The organism is Murimonas intestini, from assembly GCF_024622195.1.
Taxonomy (GTDB): Bacteria; Bacillota; Clostridia; order Lachnospirales; family Lachnospiraceae; genus Murimonas; species Murimonas intestini.
This window is the reverse complement of sequence record NZ_JANKBI010000029.1, coordinates 24,855-41,310: the sequence shown is the minus strand read 5'-3', so window position 1 is coordinate 41,310 and position 16,456 is coordinate 24,855. Positions and strand designations below refer to the sequence as shown.

Sequence of the window (16,456 nt, the reverse complement as noted above, 5' to 3'; positions counted from 1 at the left end):
GTAAGAGTATCCGCAAAATAATCGCCGCTATATTTCAAGTATTTCTCAGTTTCGTATAAACTGTCATGTCCTAAATACGTTGATAGAAACGGAATGGATTCCCTATGACTAATGCCTCTTCTTTCATTTTTATCAAAGGATCTTACTCAAAAGTATGTCTAAAACAGTGAAGGCACGCACCACGTCCATTTTTATTTATCTGATTATTTTTTATTCCCGCCTTTTTTCGGATAATTCGATAATAATTTCCAACAGAATTAGCTGTTAATGGAGTATACCTATCCGTCGACGGAAACAGATATGCTTCGGAATCATTTAGAATTCCCATTGCACCACAATACAAGTATATAATTTCTGACAGCTTCTTATCAAAGGGTACCAATCTTTGTTTGTATTTTTTTGTGACACGCAGGAGGATCAGATCCCTTTTTAAATCAATATCCCCAACTTTAATGTTTATAGTTTCTCCTACACGTAAGCCACAGCAAAACAGTAATCGTAATAACAGCGGCATTTCGTTTTCGATGTTTATGTTTTTTACAGCACGTGGAGCTGTGAAGGAGTCCGCTGTTTTAAAAATATTTTCAATATCCTGATCCGTATACAGATATGGTACATATGTATCTCTTGTCCTAATTGTTTTCGGGATAAAGCAATCGTAGCCATGATCTATCAGGAATAAAAGAAGTTGCCTGATAAAATGAACGTGCCCACTTACGGTATTTATTGAAATTCCATTGCTTATCTCTTTAATCCACCCATCTATTATCGGTTCCTCTATTGATTTTTCTTTAAGATTAATGCTGTAAAGATAGTCATCAAATAGCTTTATCGTATGTCTGTAATGTCTGAATGCCTCTGAAGCTAATTCTTCTTTTCGAAGCATTAGATGTAATCTAATCTCATTACTAAAGATCGATTTGAATTCGTCTGTCATTTATATCACCTCCCCTTGTAAGAAGGCTTTAAAATTTCCAGACACTTCTGGCGGTTCTAAACAATACAGCCTTAATTTCTCTACGTCGATTCTGGCATAATGCTTTATGGCGTTGTTAGAGCTATGCCCTAATATCTTTCTTACGGTTTCATAAGGTATATCATCATTGACCATAGAACTTGCCAAAGATGATCTTAAAGAATGGGGACCTTTCTTTCGGTTTCCGATATCTATATCAGCCAACACTATATATTTCTTTAGTGCATTCCTAATAGTTCCTGTTGTTATTGGATTATGCGGAGCATACACATTTAAAAATATTTCATTCGCTGCTGAAGGAGGTCTAATGGATAGATAATCTTCAATAGCAGCCATAACTTCACGAATGAGCGGGAGATGCAGAGTATTTCCTGTTTTTTCTTGAATGATGTCAATGCCGTTACGATTTCTTATATCTTCCATTTTTAGTTTTACAATGTCACCTGAACGCATCCCCATTCGTGATGCAAGAAGGATGATCGCATAGTCTCTTTTTCCTTGCATAGTGCTGGTCTCAATAGCATCCTCAATCCTTTGAATTTCATCAATTGAATAAACGCTTGGTACTACACAGGGTTTACTATAATGAGGAACAAGTGTCGAATAATCTACACTTAATTCGCCCACCTCAGTTAAATATCTCAAAAATACTCTGATTTCTCCCCAAAGATTGTGATCTGTTATCTTAGCACAGGCTATAGTGATCCCTCTTGGCGATAATTGTTCAAGAGAAGCACACTGTAACTTCTCTAATTCATCAAAAAACCATGATGTTGCATATCGCTTATATTTTATAGTTCCGGCAGCGAGTCCAATGCCAGTTTCATAGGCACAATACTTTTCGATAGCTGCAAGGAATTCAGCAGAAAGCACAAAATGCTTTCCTTTGTCTGAATATGCATCCTTCCACTTATCATCTAAAAGATCATTTAGCCGAAAGATTACCATTTTCAGATTAGAATAATACGGATTGTTGCCATGCTTACTATAATAATCTTGTAAGAATACATTCCCCCTTTCTTGAGTGTAGTAACCAAATCCGTTATCTTGCAGCCATGCAATGATACTGTTACATAAATACCTATATCCTGTAATGGTTACAGAAGTATAACCACGAGCCTTAAGTCTATCTAAAAGTTCGTTTTCTAGTGCATCAAATGATTTGAATTCTTCCCGCATAATCAAAGTCCTCCTTACTGTATGATTGATATACAATAAGGATAAACCGGAAATCCTTATTCGAGAAGTTTTTTTGAAAATGCTGTAACTATAAGCTGTTACAGCAATCTTCTCGAATAACAATACTTCTCGGATAATCCGTATTATTCTAGAACTAAAATAATACGGATCTTCGCAGAGGAATTGATGGTCTTGCCAGAATCATACGTTTCCAGTTTCATCTTGATCCTTATGATAAACATACATTATTCTTGTTTTGTGGCAGGCGTACTGACCGGATAAAAGGACTCCTCTGGGAAGGCGATGGGTTCCTCCTTCTGTACAAGAGGATTGAAAACGGTAACTTTCGATGGCCGCGCACAAAAGACGAAGCGCTGGAGATTACCGCAGACCAGTATCAAATGTTGATGCAGGGCTTAGAAATCATTGCCAGGAGTCCGATTGAAGAAGTTCCGGAGCCGGTGTTTTCCATGTAATTGTGCAAAACAGCGAAAATCTGCCGTTTCTGCTATAATACCACTCAGGAAAGCGAGGTTCGGTTATGGCAGTTAAGTATACGGAAGAACAATTAAATACCATTGATAAGTCGTTTCTTATCCGTCTGCTTTTGCAACAGCAGGAACAATTGGAAACCTTAACAAAGGAACTTCATACATCAAATGAAAAAATGCAGCTTCTGATGGAACAGGTAATCCTTGGTAAACAAAATCGTTTTGGCAGATCTTCTGAAAAGATGGATGATACCAATCAGATCAGTTTTCACGAAGTGGATGGAAGCATCGTATTTTTTAACGAAGCTGAAGCTGTATCTGATCTTAGTGTATCAGAACCGGAAGATCTGGAACTCAGATCTCCAAAGCAACCAAAAAGCAAAGGAAAGAAAGAAGCTGATCTTTCCGGGCTTCCGGTCAAACGGATCGATCATTATCTATCCGAAACCGAACTTGAAGAAGAATTCGGTGAGAAAGGCTGGAAACAGTTGCCGGATGCAATCTCCAGGAAATATCATTTCGTACCAGCAAAGGTGGAAGTGGAAGAACATCACCTTGGTGTATATGCCAGCAAAACAGATGAACATATGGTCAAAGCAGGTCATCCAAAGGCCTTGCTGCATGGCAGCCTGGTATCGCCGTCTTTAGCAGCCGCGATCATTAACGGAAAGTATGTGAATGCAGTTCCGCTCTACCGATTGGAACAGGAATTCCAGCGTTATGGTCTTCAGATCACAAGGCAAAACATGGCAAACTGGTGCATTCGTCTCGGAGAAGAATATTTATCGGTTCTTTATGATCATCTTCATAAAAAATTGTATTCCTATCATGTGATCCAGGCAGATGAAACACCGGTGCTTGTAAACCATGATGGACGGAAAGCGGGTTCTAAAAGCTGGATGTGGGTATATCGTTCCGGACATCTGTATCAGAACCGCCAGATTGTCTTATATGAATACCAACAGACGAGAAACGCATCTCATCCACGGGAATTCCTGAAAGGATATGATGGCATCTGTGTGACAGATGGATACCAGGTCTACCATACGTTGGAAAAGGAGTTGGAAGAACTGAGGATTGCCGGCTGCTGGGTTCACTGCCGTCGCAGATTTGATGAAGCTTTGAAGCTGATCAACAGATCGCATCAAAAGGAATCCGAAGCGTTTCTACTGATGAAACAGATCCAAGCGATCTATCGGGAAGAGGGGAAGCTGAAAGACCTTTCTTCTGATGAACGGCTTAATCAACGGCAGGTGGTTATAAAACCGCTTGTGGATGCCTTTTTTGCGTATCTGAAAACCATAAAAGTATCCAGAAAGGATAAATTTGGAGATGCCGTCGGATACGCGCTGAACCAGGAAAAATATCTTCGGGTATTTCTCACAGATGGAGATATTCCAATAGATAACAATGCATCCGAAAGGGCAATCCGGGGATTTTGTATCGGGAAGAAAAACTGGCAGATGATAGATACGATCAATGGAGCCAAGACTTCCGCAATCATTTACAGTATTGTAGAAACAGCAAAAGCCAACCATCTGAAACCCTTTGATTATGTACAGTATCTCTTAGAAGAAATCCCACAACACATGGATGACACCGACTGTTCATTCATGGAAGATCTTCTTCCGTGGTCAGAAAAACTTCCGTCAGAAATCCGAAAAGCTTAAATATAGGTGGCTGCAAAGCAGCCGCCTAAAAATGTCAAGGTACTTACTATTTTGCGTTTACAGTTCAAGCTATCCGCCGAGGAGTTTGAATAGTAGACAGGGAGCCGGGAAGCCGCTTAGATAGCGGACTTTCCGGCTCTTTGAGTGGGGCGTGATACCTTTTTGATACCTATGTTTTATTTTTTATAAATTCATCAGCCACATTTTCTAATTCCCTAAGATTTTCTAATTCATCAGCATAACGTTTTATGGTACTATTTATTAAATATAGCTTATTTGCTTCTGTCCATTTGTCAGTGTAGCGCTCATCATAATATAAAGTTAAATCTTGTATAGTGGAAACTATTTGTATATTAGCTTGAAACCAATCATGCAATTCCTTTGGTGGCACATTTAAGTTACTTTCATCTAAATATAGTTGGGTTATATCAGTATTTAGTTTTTTTACTGATTGTATTAACTCTTTTTCGGTTATAGTTTTATTGCAATATTCTCGGAAAATTTGTATAAATTTTTCACCTAGTGATATAACCTTAGAAGTTATTGATTTGACTTCATTTATTAATTGTAAGGGATTAACTTCTTCACCATGCATTAATTTCTTAATCATAGTATACGATGGGTTAAAGTTAAAATGTATTCCATTTACCCATTTGATATTTTTTCCTTCTGTATACCAATTTTTCTTATCTTGTGAATCATCTACCCAAGTTGAATGACAAAGAAAATTACAATCAATCATATCATCTTCATCATATCCAAAATAACACCATATAATGTTAGCGGGCTTTCCTTTATATCTTTGTTCAGATTTTTGATTTTGGTATACATCATAATTAATTATCTTTTGATTTATTTCGTCAGCAATATAGGAGATCTCTTCATCAGAGGATTCATAACGCAAAATGATTTTTGCAGATAATCGTTTGGCCATTCCATGATGTACGGGTTCTATTGCATAAATAATATAAAAGTCTGTTTCTTCATAAACTTTTTTTATTTTATATGGATTATAGTGTTGTACTTCAAAATATATAGTGCCACCAATATTAGAACGAAATATTGGGTCTTGTATTCTACTATTACCTTTCCTATTCCAAGCAGTAGCATACTGAAAGATTGCTTGATTAATTGATTCTAATGACTTTTTACCTTGCCTTATTAAAAAAGGATTGTTTAAAGCATCACACAAAAAACTTGTGTATAAACTTATTGGCCTATCTGGGCTGAATCCAGATTTCTGTTCAGAACCACACGAAGCAAGAACTGCATATCCTTTTCCTGCAAAGCTTTCAACAGTTTCTGATAATGCCATTTGAGCGGGAGAGTCAACACTAAAACTGCCAGAATGACAGCTATCTAATATGATTATTTTGCTTTTGAGCGGAGTACTCTCAATTACTTCAATTAAATTTTGAAGATTAAGTAAGTTATCACTAAATGCTAATGTATTTTTACCACCATGACCTGAAAAATAAAAGATAAGAGTATCGTGTTGAGTGGAATAATTAAGTATAAATTTCAGAGCATTTACCATATCATCTATTGTTACATAGCCATTTTTTCCACACAAAATAATGTCGTGGGAATCAACTTTTAGTCCATTAATAAGTGCAGTTTTTACAGCAAATATATCATTTTTACATAGGGGCAAAGGATCATAATTTAATGTAGGATAAAAAGACACCCCCACCAAGATAGCTTTTATTGACATTTGTCACCTCAAACTCTAGTTTTTATTTTTTCTTTGATTCATTTCTTTGTACATCCATCACAAGTTTTCGGCCAGTTCAATTTCCACTCCAAATATTCCTCTCTGGTAATCTCCCCAGCTTTCAGCTCATTTTTCCTAACCAGCCATTCCCGCATAAAATCATCCACAACGCCATATTTAAACCACAAACCCACTGGCGGGTGAGCAGCCAGTCATCACTATCATTATAGCGCACAGAGGTATCATCCGAAGCGTTACACTTCCCCGGATTCCTTACAAGCTGGAAAAGGTTGATTGCGCCCGGATTATCTTCATCCAGCCAAAAGAAGGTTTGCATAATATCTTCCGCTGAACCGGAAACCTCACTAATGAAATTTAACGGATTCACGTCTAAAACTTTCGCTATCTGCAACAACGTATCTTTCTTAGGCACTTGATAATTCGTTTCATATTGGGCTATCCGGTTATCGGCTCCTTTTTCATCAAAGCCTATTCCTACCCCTAACTCTTTTTGTGTCATGCCTCGGAAGTTACGGATAAACTTGATTTTTTCGCCTACTGTCATCTTCTATTCACCGCCTTTTCCCTTATTATAATGGATAATCTGAAAATAGCAAATAGAAATATTAACATTTTTGCGAAATAAATACCTGGCATTAACATATAAGCGAATATATAATACTGATACAACATTAACAACAATGTTAATAGAACTGAATGAGCTGTATCATCTGCCAACAGACTTCCGCCAAGACCCCGTAAGGGCGAGCGAAGAAAGACACTCCTGTAAATGGTGGGAATTTCGAAAAGGAGCAATCCCATAGCCGTATGAGCGGTTGAGGTCAGTTGAAACACTAGCACCAGACGATACAAATGGAAGCCGTAAATCAAAAAGGAGGAGATTTATTATTGAACAACACTTTATTTGTAACAGCCGGGGAAATTGCAGAAGAATTAGGCATTTCAAAACCATTTGCCTACAAACTGGTACGACAGATGAATGAAGAATTAGAAGCAAAAAGTTTTCTTACTATTGTAGGAAGGGTAAGCCGGAAGTATTACGAAGAAAAGTTTTATGGAATAACAAAATCGAATTAAGAAAGGAAGTGGCAGCATGGCAGCCTATAAAGACGAGAAGCGGAGAACGTGGTTCGTGTCGTTCCATTATAATGACTGAACTGGAAAGAATTGCAGGAAGGTCAAGAGGGGCTTTAAAAAAGGCGTGAGGCGGTGGAGTGGGACAGCACTTTCTGATGAAAGAAGGTTCTGATTTAGATATGACGTTTTCTGAATTTGTAGCCGCATACACCAGAGATATGCAGCCGAAGTTAAAGCACAACACATGGTTCACGAAAGAACAGTACCGCGCCTGTGGCGGCCAGAAAACACCGGAGGAAGAAAGTATTCGGGAACAGTTACGGCGCTTGGCAGAGGAAGCAAAAAGAAATGAAGTTAGAATAAAAATTTCAGTCAAAAAAGAAAAGGGAGATAGGTGACTATGCCAGAAATGGAAAAGCAATTAATGTTCCGAATGGCAGTTAAATTAGCGGAATATGGAATTACTGAACAGGACAAAGAAGCTGAAAATCTGGTGCAGCTTTGAAAAAATACCATATAATTAACAAATAAGTTAATAACCTAGGGAGTTCGAGTAATGGACAGAACCCCGAAAAGCCCTCTGGGGCAATTCCCGGTATTTTATTTTTACGACATTTTATAAATTTCATCTTTTACTCTAATTTTCTAACAACAAACACCGATGGAATTTTTACTATAATTGTAGAAGTATAGACCCATTGTAATGTATTGGTATACTGTAGATATTCTATTATACCAAATGATCCGCCTCCTGTGAACTTAGCTATCACATTTATAATGACAACAAGCCATATTAAAGCTACAATACTGGATTTACCAAAATTTTCCAGACTCGGATTGTATCTGTTTCTTTCAAGCTGTATAATCGTTTGCTGTGATACACCTGCGAGGTCGTCAAGTTCTTGTTGACTCATTCTTTTAGTAGCTCAAAACACATATATTTTATTATTAAATTTATAATTATGTTTTTTGTCATCTGCCACCGCTTTTTTCTATGAATATAATATAACTCTTACATATTGTGAAATTTTATATTAACTCTAATGTAGATAAAAACCAAGTTTTCGTGAGAGACAGAAATGCTGTAAAATTTTAAGTTTAATTTCATAGCATTTCATTGTACAATACAGATGAACAATGAAATAACATCAGAGAAGGAGTTGATGATAAGCCTAGTATTTTACCAGTATCTGATTTGAGAAATTATAATGAAGTTTTCAAAAATTGTCGGGCAGGAGAGCCGGTTTTTTTAACCAAAAATGGCAGAGGAAGATTTGTAGTTCTAGACATTGAGGATTATGAAAAAGACAGAGCAGAGAAAAAGCTGTTAGTTAAATTGCAGGAGGCAGAAGAAGCGGTTGCAGATGAAAAAGGGTGGATGAGCCTTGATGAACTAAAATCAGCAATGGAGACGCTTGATGAAACTAAGGATTAATCATTTTGTAGTGGCTGATTTGAAAGCAACTCGGGATTATATCGCAGAGGATAATACAGAAGCTGTAGGAAAGAGGGTAGAACAAATTAAAATAAAGATTTGTGTGAGATAATGAAAAATTATGTTTAGGGAAGAAAGACAAAGAGATATTGTGAAAAGAGAAATGAGACAGGAAGAATTATGGTGTCTGAAATTCGAGCTATATATCAAGTGTCTTCGGATTGTGCCAGAAGAGACTTGTGGGAATTAGAGAGTAAAGGACAATAGGAATTAATCACATTGAAATAGAGGTGGAAATTTGAAAATGTATTGTATACTAATTACCGGGATTCCTGCCGCAGGGAAGAGTACAATGGCAGCGTTTTTATCGGAGTATTTTGGAATTCCGGCAATTTCAAAGGATAAAATTAAAGAGTTAATGTATGATGATATAGGATTTCATTGCAGAAAAGAAAAGGTTAAATTAGGTATTGCCAGTATGAATATTATGTACTATATGGCAGAACAGCTAATGAAAAATAAACAGCCATTTATTTAGAAAATAATTTTGAAAAAATATCAAAAGCACCTCTGCTAAAAATTCTTGAGAAATATACTTATACAGCTATTACTGTAACATTGACGGGAAATTATGGCGACATATACCAGCGTTTTGCAGAGAGAAATAATAGCCTGGACAGACATCGTGGTCATGTTGTAAATGACAGCTATCCTGAAAAATTTCCGAATAGAGATGTTAAATGTATTTCATATGAAGCTTTTGTGAATGGGATTACTGATAGAGGAATGGATAGTTTTGTGGCGAATGGCCCTCATATTGTTATAGATACAACGGATTTTAATAGAATACATATTGAAAAGCTGATAAAAAGGATAGAGGAATACAGAGAGAAAATTTTGCAGGGTTAATGCATATGTCCATATGGAAAAAGATAACAACAAAATGGAATTAGTGTAGATATCGGGAAATTGATACATGAAAAGAACGATATTGTTTCTGGAGCTGAAAAGGTTATGCAGCTCCATTGTAATAACGGAGCTTTAAAAAATAAAACGCGGATAAAACCAATAAAATACTATGAGCGCATGTGATAGGCTCATGCCGAAAAAGAGGGGGATTTACATGGAGTTTAAACTATTTATGCAGGCAGTAGAACAGAAGATTGATAATTTTCGGTCGGAATCAGAGATCAAGGAATGGCTGAAGAATTACGCCAGAACAATAGAGGAGGAGAGGCGTGAAGAATTTCTTAAACAGTTCGAGAAAAAGAAGCGTTTATCCCATAAGGAGGAACTGAAAGCTGTAATTGACTGGTGCAAAAAGATCGAGGAGCAGGAAGAACTGGTTCTTTCCTGCTGCGGGTATGAAGAGTATGGGGAATATTACTGGGATAATGACTGGGTGTATGAGTATGAGGATCCTAATGGAATAGGTGTGCAGCTAAAACAGTTTTATCAATTAGCTGAGCAGTGTGTTTTTGACAAGGACTATAAAACTGCTGCCGCTATATATTGGAATTTGGGGAGTCTGAACTTTACAGCAGATGACCAGAGTGGCGGGGATTCCGTAGATCTGTCGGTAGAAGAACTGGTCCAGGAGAATATTGTTACATTGGATCTTAAGAGGATCGCACTTTTAACTTTATATTCCACGTATCAAGTGACGGAGATGAAGGCGAGGCCCCAAAAACTCTATGAATATTTTACAAGGGAAATGTTTAGGGAAATAAAACTGGATGAGATAATGGCAGTGGGGATTGAGCCCTTGGAACAGTTTGATACCTTTATGGAACTATGGATCACATATCTTCGTGGCCATCAAGAGAGGTGGACATCCAGACTGTTGAAAGAAGCAGTTTTATACCGCTACGGTGAGGATGGACTTTTAGATGAAGCAAAAAAAAGTGCAAATGAGCATCCTAAATTATTTATTGAAATTCTGGAAAAATATTATGATGCCCAACACTGGGAAAAGCTATATCAGGAGGGAAAGGCGGCATTGTCACTGATGGAGCGGAGAATGAAGATCCGCGGATGTGCGGCCCGCCTGATGGCTGCAGGAGCAAGAGCACTGGGAAATGAAGAAGAAGTAAAAAATGCATGTATAGAGGCGTTTTATTCGGAGTTATCAGCAGAGAATTACCTTAGAATGATAACTTGTGAAGGGATTACCGGGATAGAAAAAAATAATGCACTAAACTATCTGGAGTGTGCCTGTAAAAAAGTAAAGGAGAGAGGGCGTAAGCCAGATATTTATTTGAGGTATAAATCAAAAGACACAGATGAATACATAATAGAAGAAAAAGAATATCTGATAATTCAATTTTTTTCACAGAATTTCTGGGCGGTTTTGAGTGAATGTAAAAAACAAAAAGAAGCCTTGGGCTGGACAGGAGAATATATCGGCACAGGTGTTCCGCTGCTGCTTTTTTTGATATATAAAGGAAGTGTTTATCCGCCGGGAATGCAGGCAATTTTAGCCGATATACAATCTAAAATACAGTATCAGAATAAGTATAATGAACCGTCATTTGAATCTGTGGCGAAAATATGGCTGGATCAGGTAAAAGTGGATGAGGATATGGAAAAGGCGATTTTAGTTTACCTGCAGAAAATCATTGATGCCAGAGTGGAAGCTATTGTCTCAGGTGGACATAGGGGGAGTTACAATAAAGCAGCAATGCTTGGGGCTGCGTTGGGAGAGGCAGAGGAATCCAGAGGAATTCTGCCGGGAAAGGCATGCCGCATACAGACGTATCTCTCCAAATTCCCCAGACATCGAGCATTTAAAAGCGAGATGAAAGAATACCAGTGATATGATGCCAGGGTCAAAAGACCTTTTGGCTCCAGCATCATGATATACAGTTAATAAAATGAGAAAGGGGAATAATTATACTTGAAAATAGACCGTCTAATCGGAATTACAATGTATCTGCTGAATCGAAATGTAGTTTCTGCAAAGGAACTGGCAGAGCGGTTTGAGGTATCGGTCCGGACCATTGTGCGCGATATAGGTGCTCTCTCCATTGCCGGAATTCCTATATCATCATCGACAGGGGCGTCAGGCGGATATGAAATACTTGACACCTTTAAATTGAATAAGCAGATTACCACGATGGAAGATTATTTTTTTATTATCACAGCACTCAAGGGTATGTGTTCGGCTTATGACAACAAAAAAATCAATTTAACGCTGGAAAAGCTGCTGACGGCAGGACATTATAAAGATGAGGAACAAAAGGTATTCATTGATTTTGGGGTTGTCAGAGAGGGAGGGAATATTCCTGAATTTGTGCGTGAAATCGAAGAAGCAATCCATAAAAAAAGTATAGTCGAGTTTGATTATACTGACAGCACAGGACAAATAAGCCATAGGAGGGTTGAACCTCTGGCGCTGAACTATCGTTGGTACGCATGGTACCTGTTGGCGTATTGTACCGAAAAAAATGATTACCGATTCTTCAAACTCAACCGCATAACGTATTTAAACGTTACAAATAAATCGATAAACTGCGAACATGGAAATGTCCCGGAATTGCTGGAAAAGAAATGGAGCAATGATACCCGCCGGTATATTCCTATGAAATTATTGTGTAAAGCGGAAGTCCGGGTTCCTGTAATGGAATATATGAAAGGAAAAGTAGTCGAAGAATATGAAAATGGTGATTTTATCATAGAGACACGCGGAATAGAGAACGAGAGAATATGGTTTTCTATGCTCCTGGGTTTTGGTGATTCTGTGAAAGTTCTTGAACCTCAGGAAGTTATTGACATGCTTAAAGAAAAAGCACTGCAGATTCAAAATCTTTACAGAGATTAGTGACATACTGCTGTCATTAATAATCAGTTATAATAGCGGTAACCAAATCACAATATCAGGAGGAACCGCTATGCAGAAAAAAGTATTAGTAATAATAGATATTCAAAATGATATAACAAAGAATTACAAGGAAATAATTGATAATATAAACAAATCCATAGACTGGGCAGTAGAAAATGATATGTTTGTTGTTTACATAAGACACGAAAATTTATCAGACGGTACAAGGACATTTAAACCCAATACGCGCGGGTCTGAATTAGCTTCTGATTTGAAAATAGTATCAAAAAATATATTCACAAAGTACAAAGGAAATGCATTAAGCAGCCAGGAGTACGCAGAGTTTATTAATAAAAATGAAATAAACAAATTCTACATAGCAGGAGCAGACGCCGCTGCCTGTGTCAAATCCACCTGTTACAACCTGCGTAAAGCAAATTATAGAGTCAATGTTTTATCAGATTGTATTACAAGTTATGATAAAAGAAAAATTGATGAAATGCTGCGCTATTATGAAAGTAAGGGCTGCAAAATAATTAGTTTGAATGAGTTTATTTATTAAGCCAATGCACTTTTCCTTTCGCATCTATAACATTCCAAGTGAACAACATCCATGCTGGGCCTTTAACAGCCTACAATCCCGGAAATGCTGACAGAGTGAGCGTTTCCGGGATTGTTATATGGTGTGTTACATGGCAAGACCACATTCCATTTCTACGGCAATACAGCCTTCCTGCCGCCGTTCCTGAATGGCAGGGCTGGTTCAGAAATTTCTAAATATCCAAAGTCATCAAAGGCGCCTCTAATTGTTTTTTTGCTTCAAATAAAATATCGCGGTAAGCCCCTGGATTGATATCTGTCTGGTAAATTGGAAAAGATACAGATACAGCGGCTATGACTTTTCCCATGCGGTTGTGGATTGGAACTGCTATACAGCGTACATAAGGGGAGGACTCTTCGGACTCATAGGCAGCCTGGGTCCTGCGTACCTCCTCCACTTGGGCGCACAGTTCATCCAGGGAGGTGATGGTGTACTCTGTCATGGGCTGCAGAGGGTAATCCCTGTAAAGTTCCAGCAACTCAGCTTTTGTAAAACCGGACAGCAGGGCCTTGCCTAAGGCGGTAGCATGGGCGGGAATACGCTTCCCTGTGTGGGAAGCAATGCGGAGAGGCTGGTTGCTGTCAAATTTGTAGAGATAGATCGTGTCATGTCCGTCTAAGATACCAAAGTGTGAAGTTTGGTTGCAGCGGGCGGATACATTCTCTACTATTTCTTTTGCTATGGAATAAAAAGGATTTGTAGAGAGGTAGGAGTTACCTACCTCAAAACATTTCAGACCGATCCTGTATTCGTTATAGTTTTCCTTCTTCTGTAAAAAATCCATATTGCACATTGTCTGAACCAGATTATGTACTGAGCTTTTGGGAAGGTCTGTAATTGTACAGATCTCTTTAAAGGATACCCCTTTAGGCTGTTCCGATATATATTTCATAATTTCTAAAGAGCATTGTAAAAGACGGTGGTTCTTTGGCTCCATAATCAAATTCCCCCTGGTTTCTTAATAGCACAAGTATAACTGAAAAGCATTCATATATACATCTTACATGATTTTTTGGTAAATTCAAGCAAAAAGATACTTCATAGTAAAAAATAAACAAAAAACAATGATGAAATATAATAAAAATACCATTATTGACAGTGCTGAGGTTCTGTGCTATCATCAATTTAAACAAAGTACAGATATATAAAAAACGTTCATATATATAAACAACGGAGGCGAGACTTTGCAGGGGAAAGAGATTGAAACAGGCACCTATGGGGTTGTTCTTACTCCTTTTGACAGGGAGGGACACCTGAATCAGACGGCTCTGCGCCAGGAGCTTAAATATTGTACAGGGACAAAAGCGGCTGGATTGCTTCTGTGTGGTTCAACCGGAGAATTTGTCTATATGGATCAGCAGCAGCATAAAGAAGTATTGCGCATCGGAATGGAGGAGGCCGGAAGGTATAAGGTGCTTATCGGAGGAGCGAGTGGGGCCACTGAGCATAAAGTACTGGGTCTTTTAAACTATATGGAGGTACTGGGGTATACATATTGCATTATATGTCCGCCGTATTATTATCCTCAGACTCCGGAAAATGTAGTGAGCTTCTATGAAACCATATCCGGGCAGGCCCCGGCAGGAATGAAAATCTTTTTGTACAATATCCCATTCTGCTCGCCGGAGATTCCGCTGAAGTATATGGAAAGACTTCTGAGACTGCCGAATGTGATTGGCATGAAGGACAGCAGCGGCGATATGCTGTACCTGTCTAAGGTGATGGGAATAGTGAATGAAATAAGGCCGGATTTCATGGTATTTACCGGCCAGGATGCGGTTTTTCTTCCAAGCCTTACCATTGGAGCGTCAGGGTGCATGTCAGCGCTGTGCTGGATGCTGGATGAAGCTGCTGCTGATATATGGCAGTCTTATAAAAAGCTTGATTTAAAGCATGCCACAGAAATACAGCTTCGTATAATCCAGCTTGTGCGTCATCTGGATGCCGTTGCTTTTCCTGAAAATTACAGGATTTTATCCGAAATAGTAGGGATAAGTGCAGGAAAGCCCCAGCGCAGCCTGCACAATATGAGTGAAGAATTTTGTTCTCAGTGGATCAGTCAGGCGGTAGAGCTTGTGTGGAAACTGAGAATGAAATAGAGGGGTAACAAAAACTATAAAATAAGTAGAAGGAGGATTTATTCAATGAAGAAAAAGATGTTAAGCGTGATTCTCAGTGTTGTGATGGTGGCAGGAACCTTCAGCAGCTTTACTCGGGAAGTAAGAGCAGAAGATACAGTGGAACTTCAATTTTTACATACGGCCTGGGTTCCCGAACAGTTGGAAGTACTTGAAAAAGCAATTTCAGATTTTGAGGCTGAAAATCCTGATATAAAAATTGTGGAGACACGAAGCAGCTGGACAGACGCACCTTCACAGATCATGACTTCTATTGTCAGCGGCAATGCACCTGACCTGATCATGTGCAATACCTCTATGCTGGCAGAATACAGAGGAATAGGAGCGCTGGCGGACTTAAGCGAATATGTTTCGGAGGAAACACTTGATAGTTTTCTTCCCAGTGCAAAAGCAATGATAACAACCGAAGACGGAAAGATTGATGGCCTTCCCCAGGAAGGCTGCAACTGGGCACTTTTTTACAGAAAGGATCTTTTTGAGGAGGCCGGGCTGGATCCGGAAAAGCCGCCAAAAACCTGGGACGAATTTCTGGAATGTGCGCAGGCCCTGACAAAAGATACTGATGGTGACGGTGTGATTGACCAGTATGGTTATGCGTGGCCAGTGCAGGCGGAAAATGCTTCTGATTACTGGGTAAACTTCATGCAGATGTGCGGGGCTGAGATCTCTGCGTATGAAAATGGAGAATGGATTTCTAAACTTTCGGATGAGGCGGCAGTCAAGGGTACTCAGCTTATGACAGACCTTGTACAAAAATACAAGGTATCACCTGCAAGTATCGTGGACTATGACTGGGAAGCAGTGACAAATGCTTTTGTAAGCGGCGAAGTGGCAATGATGCAAAACGGTGCATGGGTGACCGGTTCTGTAGAGGAGAAGGGACCGGAGCTTGAAGGTAAATGGGGCACGGCAGTTCTCTTTGACGGACCGGAACAAACTGCATACAGGGGATATCCTAATACATTTAACATCCTGGAAGCCTCTGAGCATAAGGAAGAGACATGGAGATTCCTTGACTATTTCTATAATACACCGAGTGATGTAGAAGGCCTTACAATTGCAGGCGCTTTTTGCAATGCCGCAGGTGGAATGCTGTATACTGACGATTTTGTTGAATACGCAGGAGCAAATTATAATGATAAACTGCAGCCTTTCCTGGAGGAGGTTAACGATTGCCTGATACCGCCTCTTGACCCGCAGTGGCAGTCCCTGACCAGTATGTATGCAAATTCAACTGTGCAGCAGATGATCATGGGGAGCGTATCAGTTGAGGAAGGGATGAATACCCTGGATACAAAATTAAAAGAACTGCATGGTGAGTAACCAGAGATCAA

At 38.8% G+C, this 16,456-nt stretch carries 16 protein-coding genes and 3 pseudogenes; 13 read left to right on the top strand and 6 right to left on the bottom strand.

The annotated features are described in order from the left end of the window. Window positions 1-142: 142 nt before the first annotated feature. Complete coding sequence (locus tag NSB28_RS24315) at window positions 143-937, bottom strand: tyrosine-type recombinase/integrase (RefSeq protein ID WP_109748751.1); 795 nt, start codon at window positions 935-937, stop codon at window positions 143-145. Beyond that, entirely contained in the window at window positions 938-2,155 is a 1,218-nt protein-coding gene (locus NSB28_RS24310; RefSeq protein WP_257497944.1) for a tyrosine-type recombinase/integrase, read from the bottom strand. Between the two features lie 173 nt (window positions 2,156-2,328). Here NSB28_RS24310 and tnpB point away from each other — a divergent pair. Beyond that, window positions 2,329-2,631, top strand: a pseudogene (tnpB, locus tag NSB28_RS25225) (IS66 family insertion sequence element accessory protein TnpB); the annotation flags it as partial. Window positions 2,632-2,696: 65 nt separating this feature from the next. Continuing rightward, a complete protein-coding gene (gene tnpC, locus NSB28_RS24305; RefSeq protein ID WP_109748749.1) occupies window positions 2,697-4,316 on the top strand; it encodes an IS66 family transposase in 1,620 nt (539 codons plus the stop codon). Window positions 4,317-4,485: 169 nt separating this feature from the next. Here the strand turns inward: tnpC and NSB28_RS24300 are convergent, their stop codons facing one another. Together NSB28_RS24300 and NSB28_RS24295 are read right to left on the bottom strand one after the other, a co-directional pair. After that, window positions 4,486-6,030, bottom strand: coding sequence for a caspase family protein (locus tag NSB28_RS24300; protein WP_109748748.1), 1,545 nt, complete (start codon window positions 6,028-6,030; stop codon window positions 4,486-4,488). A gap of 38 nt (window positions 6,031-6,068) precedes the next feature. Next, window positions 6,069-6,595, bottom strand: a pseudogene (locus NSB28_RS24295) (helix-turn-helix domain-containing protein). Between the two features lie 308 nt (window positions 6,596-6,903). Between NSB28_RS24295 and NSB28_RS24290 the strand changes: the two are divergent. Next, on the top strand, window positions 6,904-7,128 hold the full coding sequence (locus NSB28_RS24290) for a DNA-binding protein (RefSeq protein ID WP_330665428.1): 225 nt from the start codon (window positions 6,904-6,906) through the stop codon (window positions 7,126-7,128). Between the two features lie 155 nt (window positions 7,129-7,283). After that, a complete protein-coding gene (locus tag NSB28_RS24285) occupies window positions 7,284-7,526 on the top strand; it encodes a hypothetical protein (RefSeq protein ID WP_257497943.1) in 243 nt (80 codons plus the stop codon). Window positions 7,527-7,760: 234 nt separating this feature from the next. On the opposite strand, the gene NSB28_RS25265 is transcribed toward NSB28_RS24285, so the two are convergent. After that, window positions 7,761-8,042: a helix-turn-helix transcriptional regulator gene (locus NSB28_RS25265; protein WP_330665427.1), complete on the bottom strand. Its 282-nt coding sequence runs from the start codon at window positions 8,040-8,042 to the stop codon at window positions 7,761-7,763. Window positions 8,043-8,275: 233 nt separating this feature from the next. Between NSB28_RS25265 and NSB28_RS24275 the strand changes: the two genes are divergently transcribed. The 7 genes and pseudogenes from NSB28_RS24275 (at window position 8,276) to NSB28_RS24255 (ending at window position 12,945) form a co-directional block, all read left to right on the top strand. Continuing rightward, window positions 8,276-8,563: a type II toxin-antitoxin system prevent-host-death family antitoxin gene (locus NSB28_RS24275; protein ID WP_109748746.1), complete on the top strand. Its 288-nt coding sequence runs from the start codon at window positions 8,276-8,278 to the stop codon at window positions 8,561-8,563. A gap of 180 nt (window positions 8,564-8,743) precedes the next feature. Continuing rightward, window positions 8,744-8,830, top strand: coding sequence for a hypothetical protein (locus NSB28_RS25220; RefSeq protein WP_109748745.1), 87 nt, complete (start codon window positions 8,744-8,746; stop codon window positions 8,828-8,830). Window positions 8,831-8,867: 37 nt separating this feature from the next. Then, entirely contained in the window at window positions 8,868-9,101 is a 234-nt protein-coding gene (locus NSB28_RS24270) for a hypothetical protein (RefSeq protein ID WP_257497942.1), read from the top strand. Window positions 9,102-9,686: 585 nt separating this feature from the next. Next, window positions 9,687-11,378 carry a hypothetical protein gene (locus tag NSB28_RS24265; protein ID WP_109748744.1) on the top strand — a complete coding sequence of 564 codons (1,692 nt, stop codon included), beginning with the start codon at window positions 9,687-9,689 and terminating at the stop codon, window positions 11,376-11,378. A 111-nt stretch (window positions 11,379-11,489) separates the two neighbouring features. Further along, window positions 11,490-11,624 (top strand): annotated as a pseudogene (locus NSB28_RS25215) (HTH domain-containing protein); the annotation flags it as partial. Window positions 11,625-11,678: 54 nt separating this feature from the next. Continuing rightward, window positions 11,679-12,383: a helix-turn-helix transcriptional regulator gene (locus NSB28_RS24260; protein WP_257497941.1), complete on the top strand. Its 705-nt coding sequence runs from the start codon at window positions 11,679-11,681 to the stop codon at window positions 12,381-12,383. A gap of 70 nt (window positions 12,384-12,453) precedes the next feature. Beyond that, window positions 12,454-12,945 (top strand): cysteine hydrolase family protein, encoded by a 492-nt coding sequence (locus NSB28_RS24255; protein WP_109748742.1) that lies wholly within the window; start codon window positions 12,454-12,456, stop codon window positions 12,943-12,945. Between the two features lie 211 nt (window positions 12,946-13,156). On the opposite strand, the gene NSB28_RS24250 is transcribed toward NSB28_RS24255, so the two are convergent. Beyond that, window positions 13,157-13,921, bottom strand: coding sequence for an IclR family transcriptional regulator (locus NSB28_RS24250; RefSeq protein ID WP_109748741.1), 765 nt, complete (start codon window positions 13,919-13,921; stop codon window positions 13,157-13,159). A gap of 247 nt (window positions 13,922-14,168) precedes the next feature. On the opposite strand from NSB28_RS24250, the gene NSB28_RS24245 reads away from it, so the two are divergent. Beyond that, entirely contained in the window at window positions 14,169-15,083 is a 915-nt protein-coding gene (locus tag NSB28_RS24245) for a dihydrodipicolinate synthase family protein (protein ID WP_257497940.1), read from the top strand. 45 nt (window positions 15,084-15,128) lie between these two features. Continuing rightward, window positions 15,129-16,445, top strand: coding sequence for an ABC transporter substrate-binding protein (locus tag NSB28_RS24240; protein ID WP_109748739.1), 1,317 nt, complete (start codon window positions 15,129-15,131; stop codon window positions 16,443-16,445). Window positions 16,446-16,456: the final 11 nt, after the last annotated feature.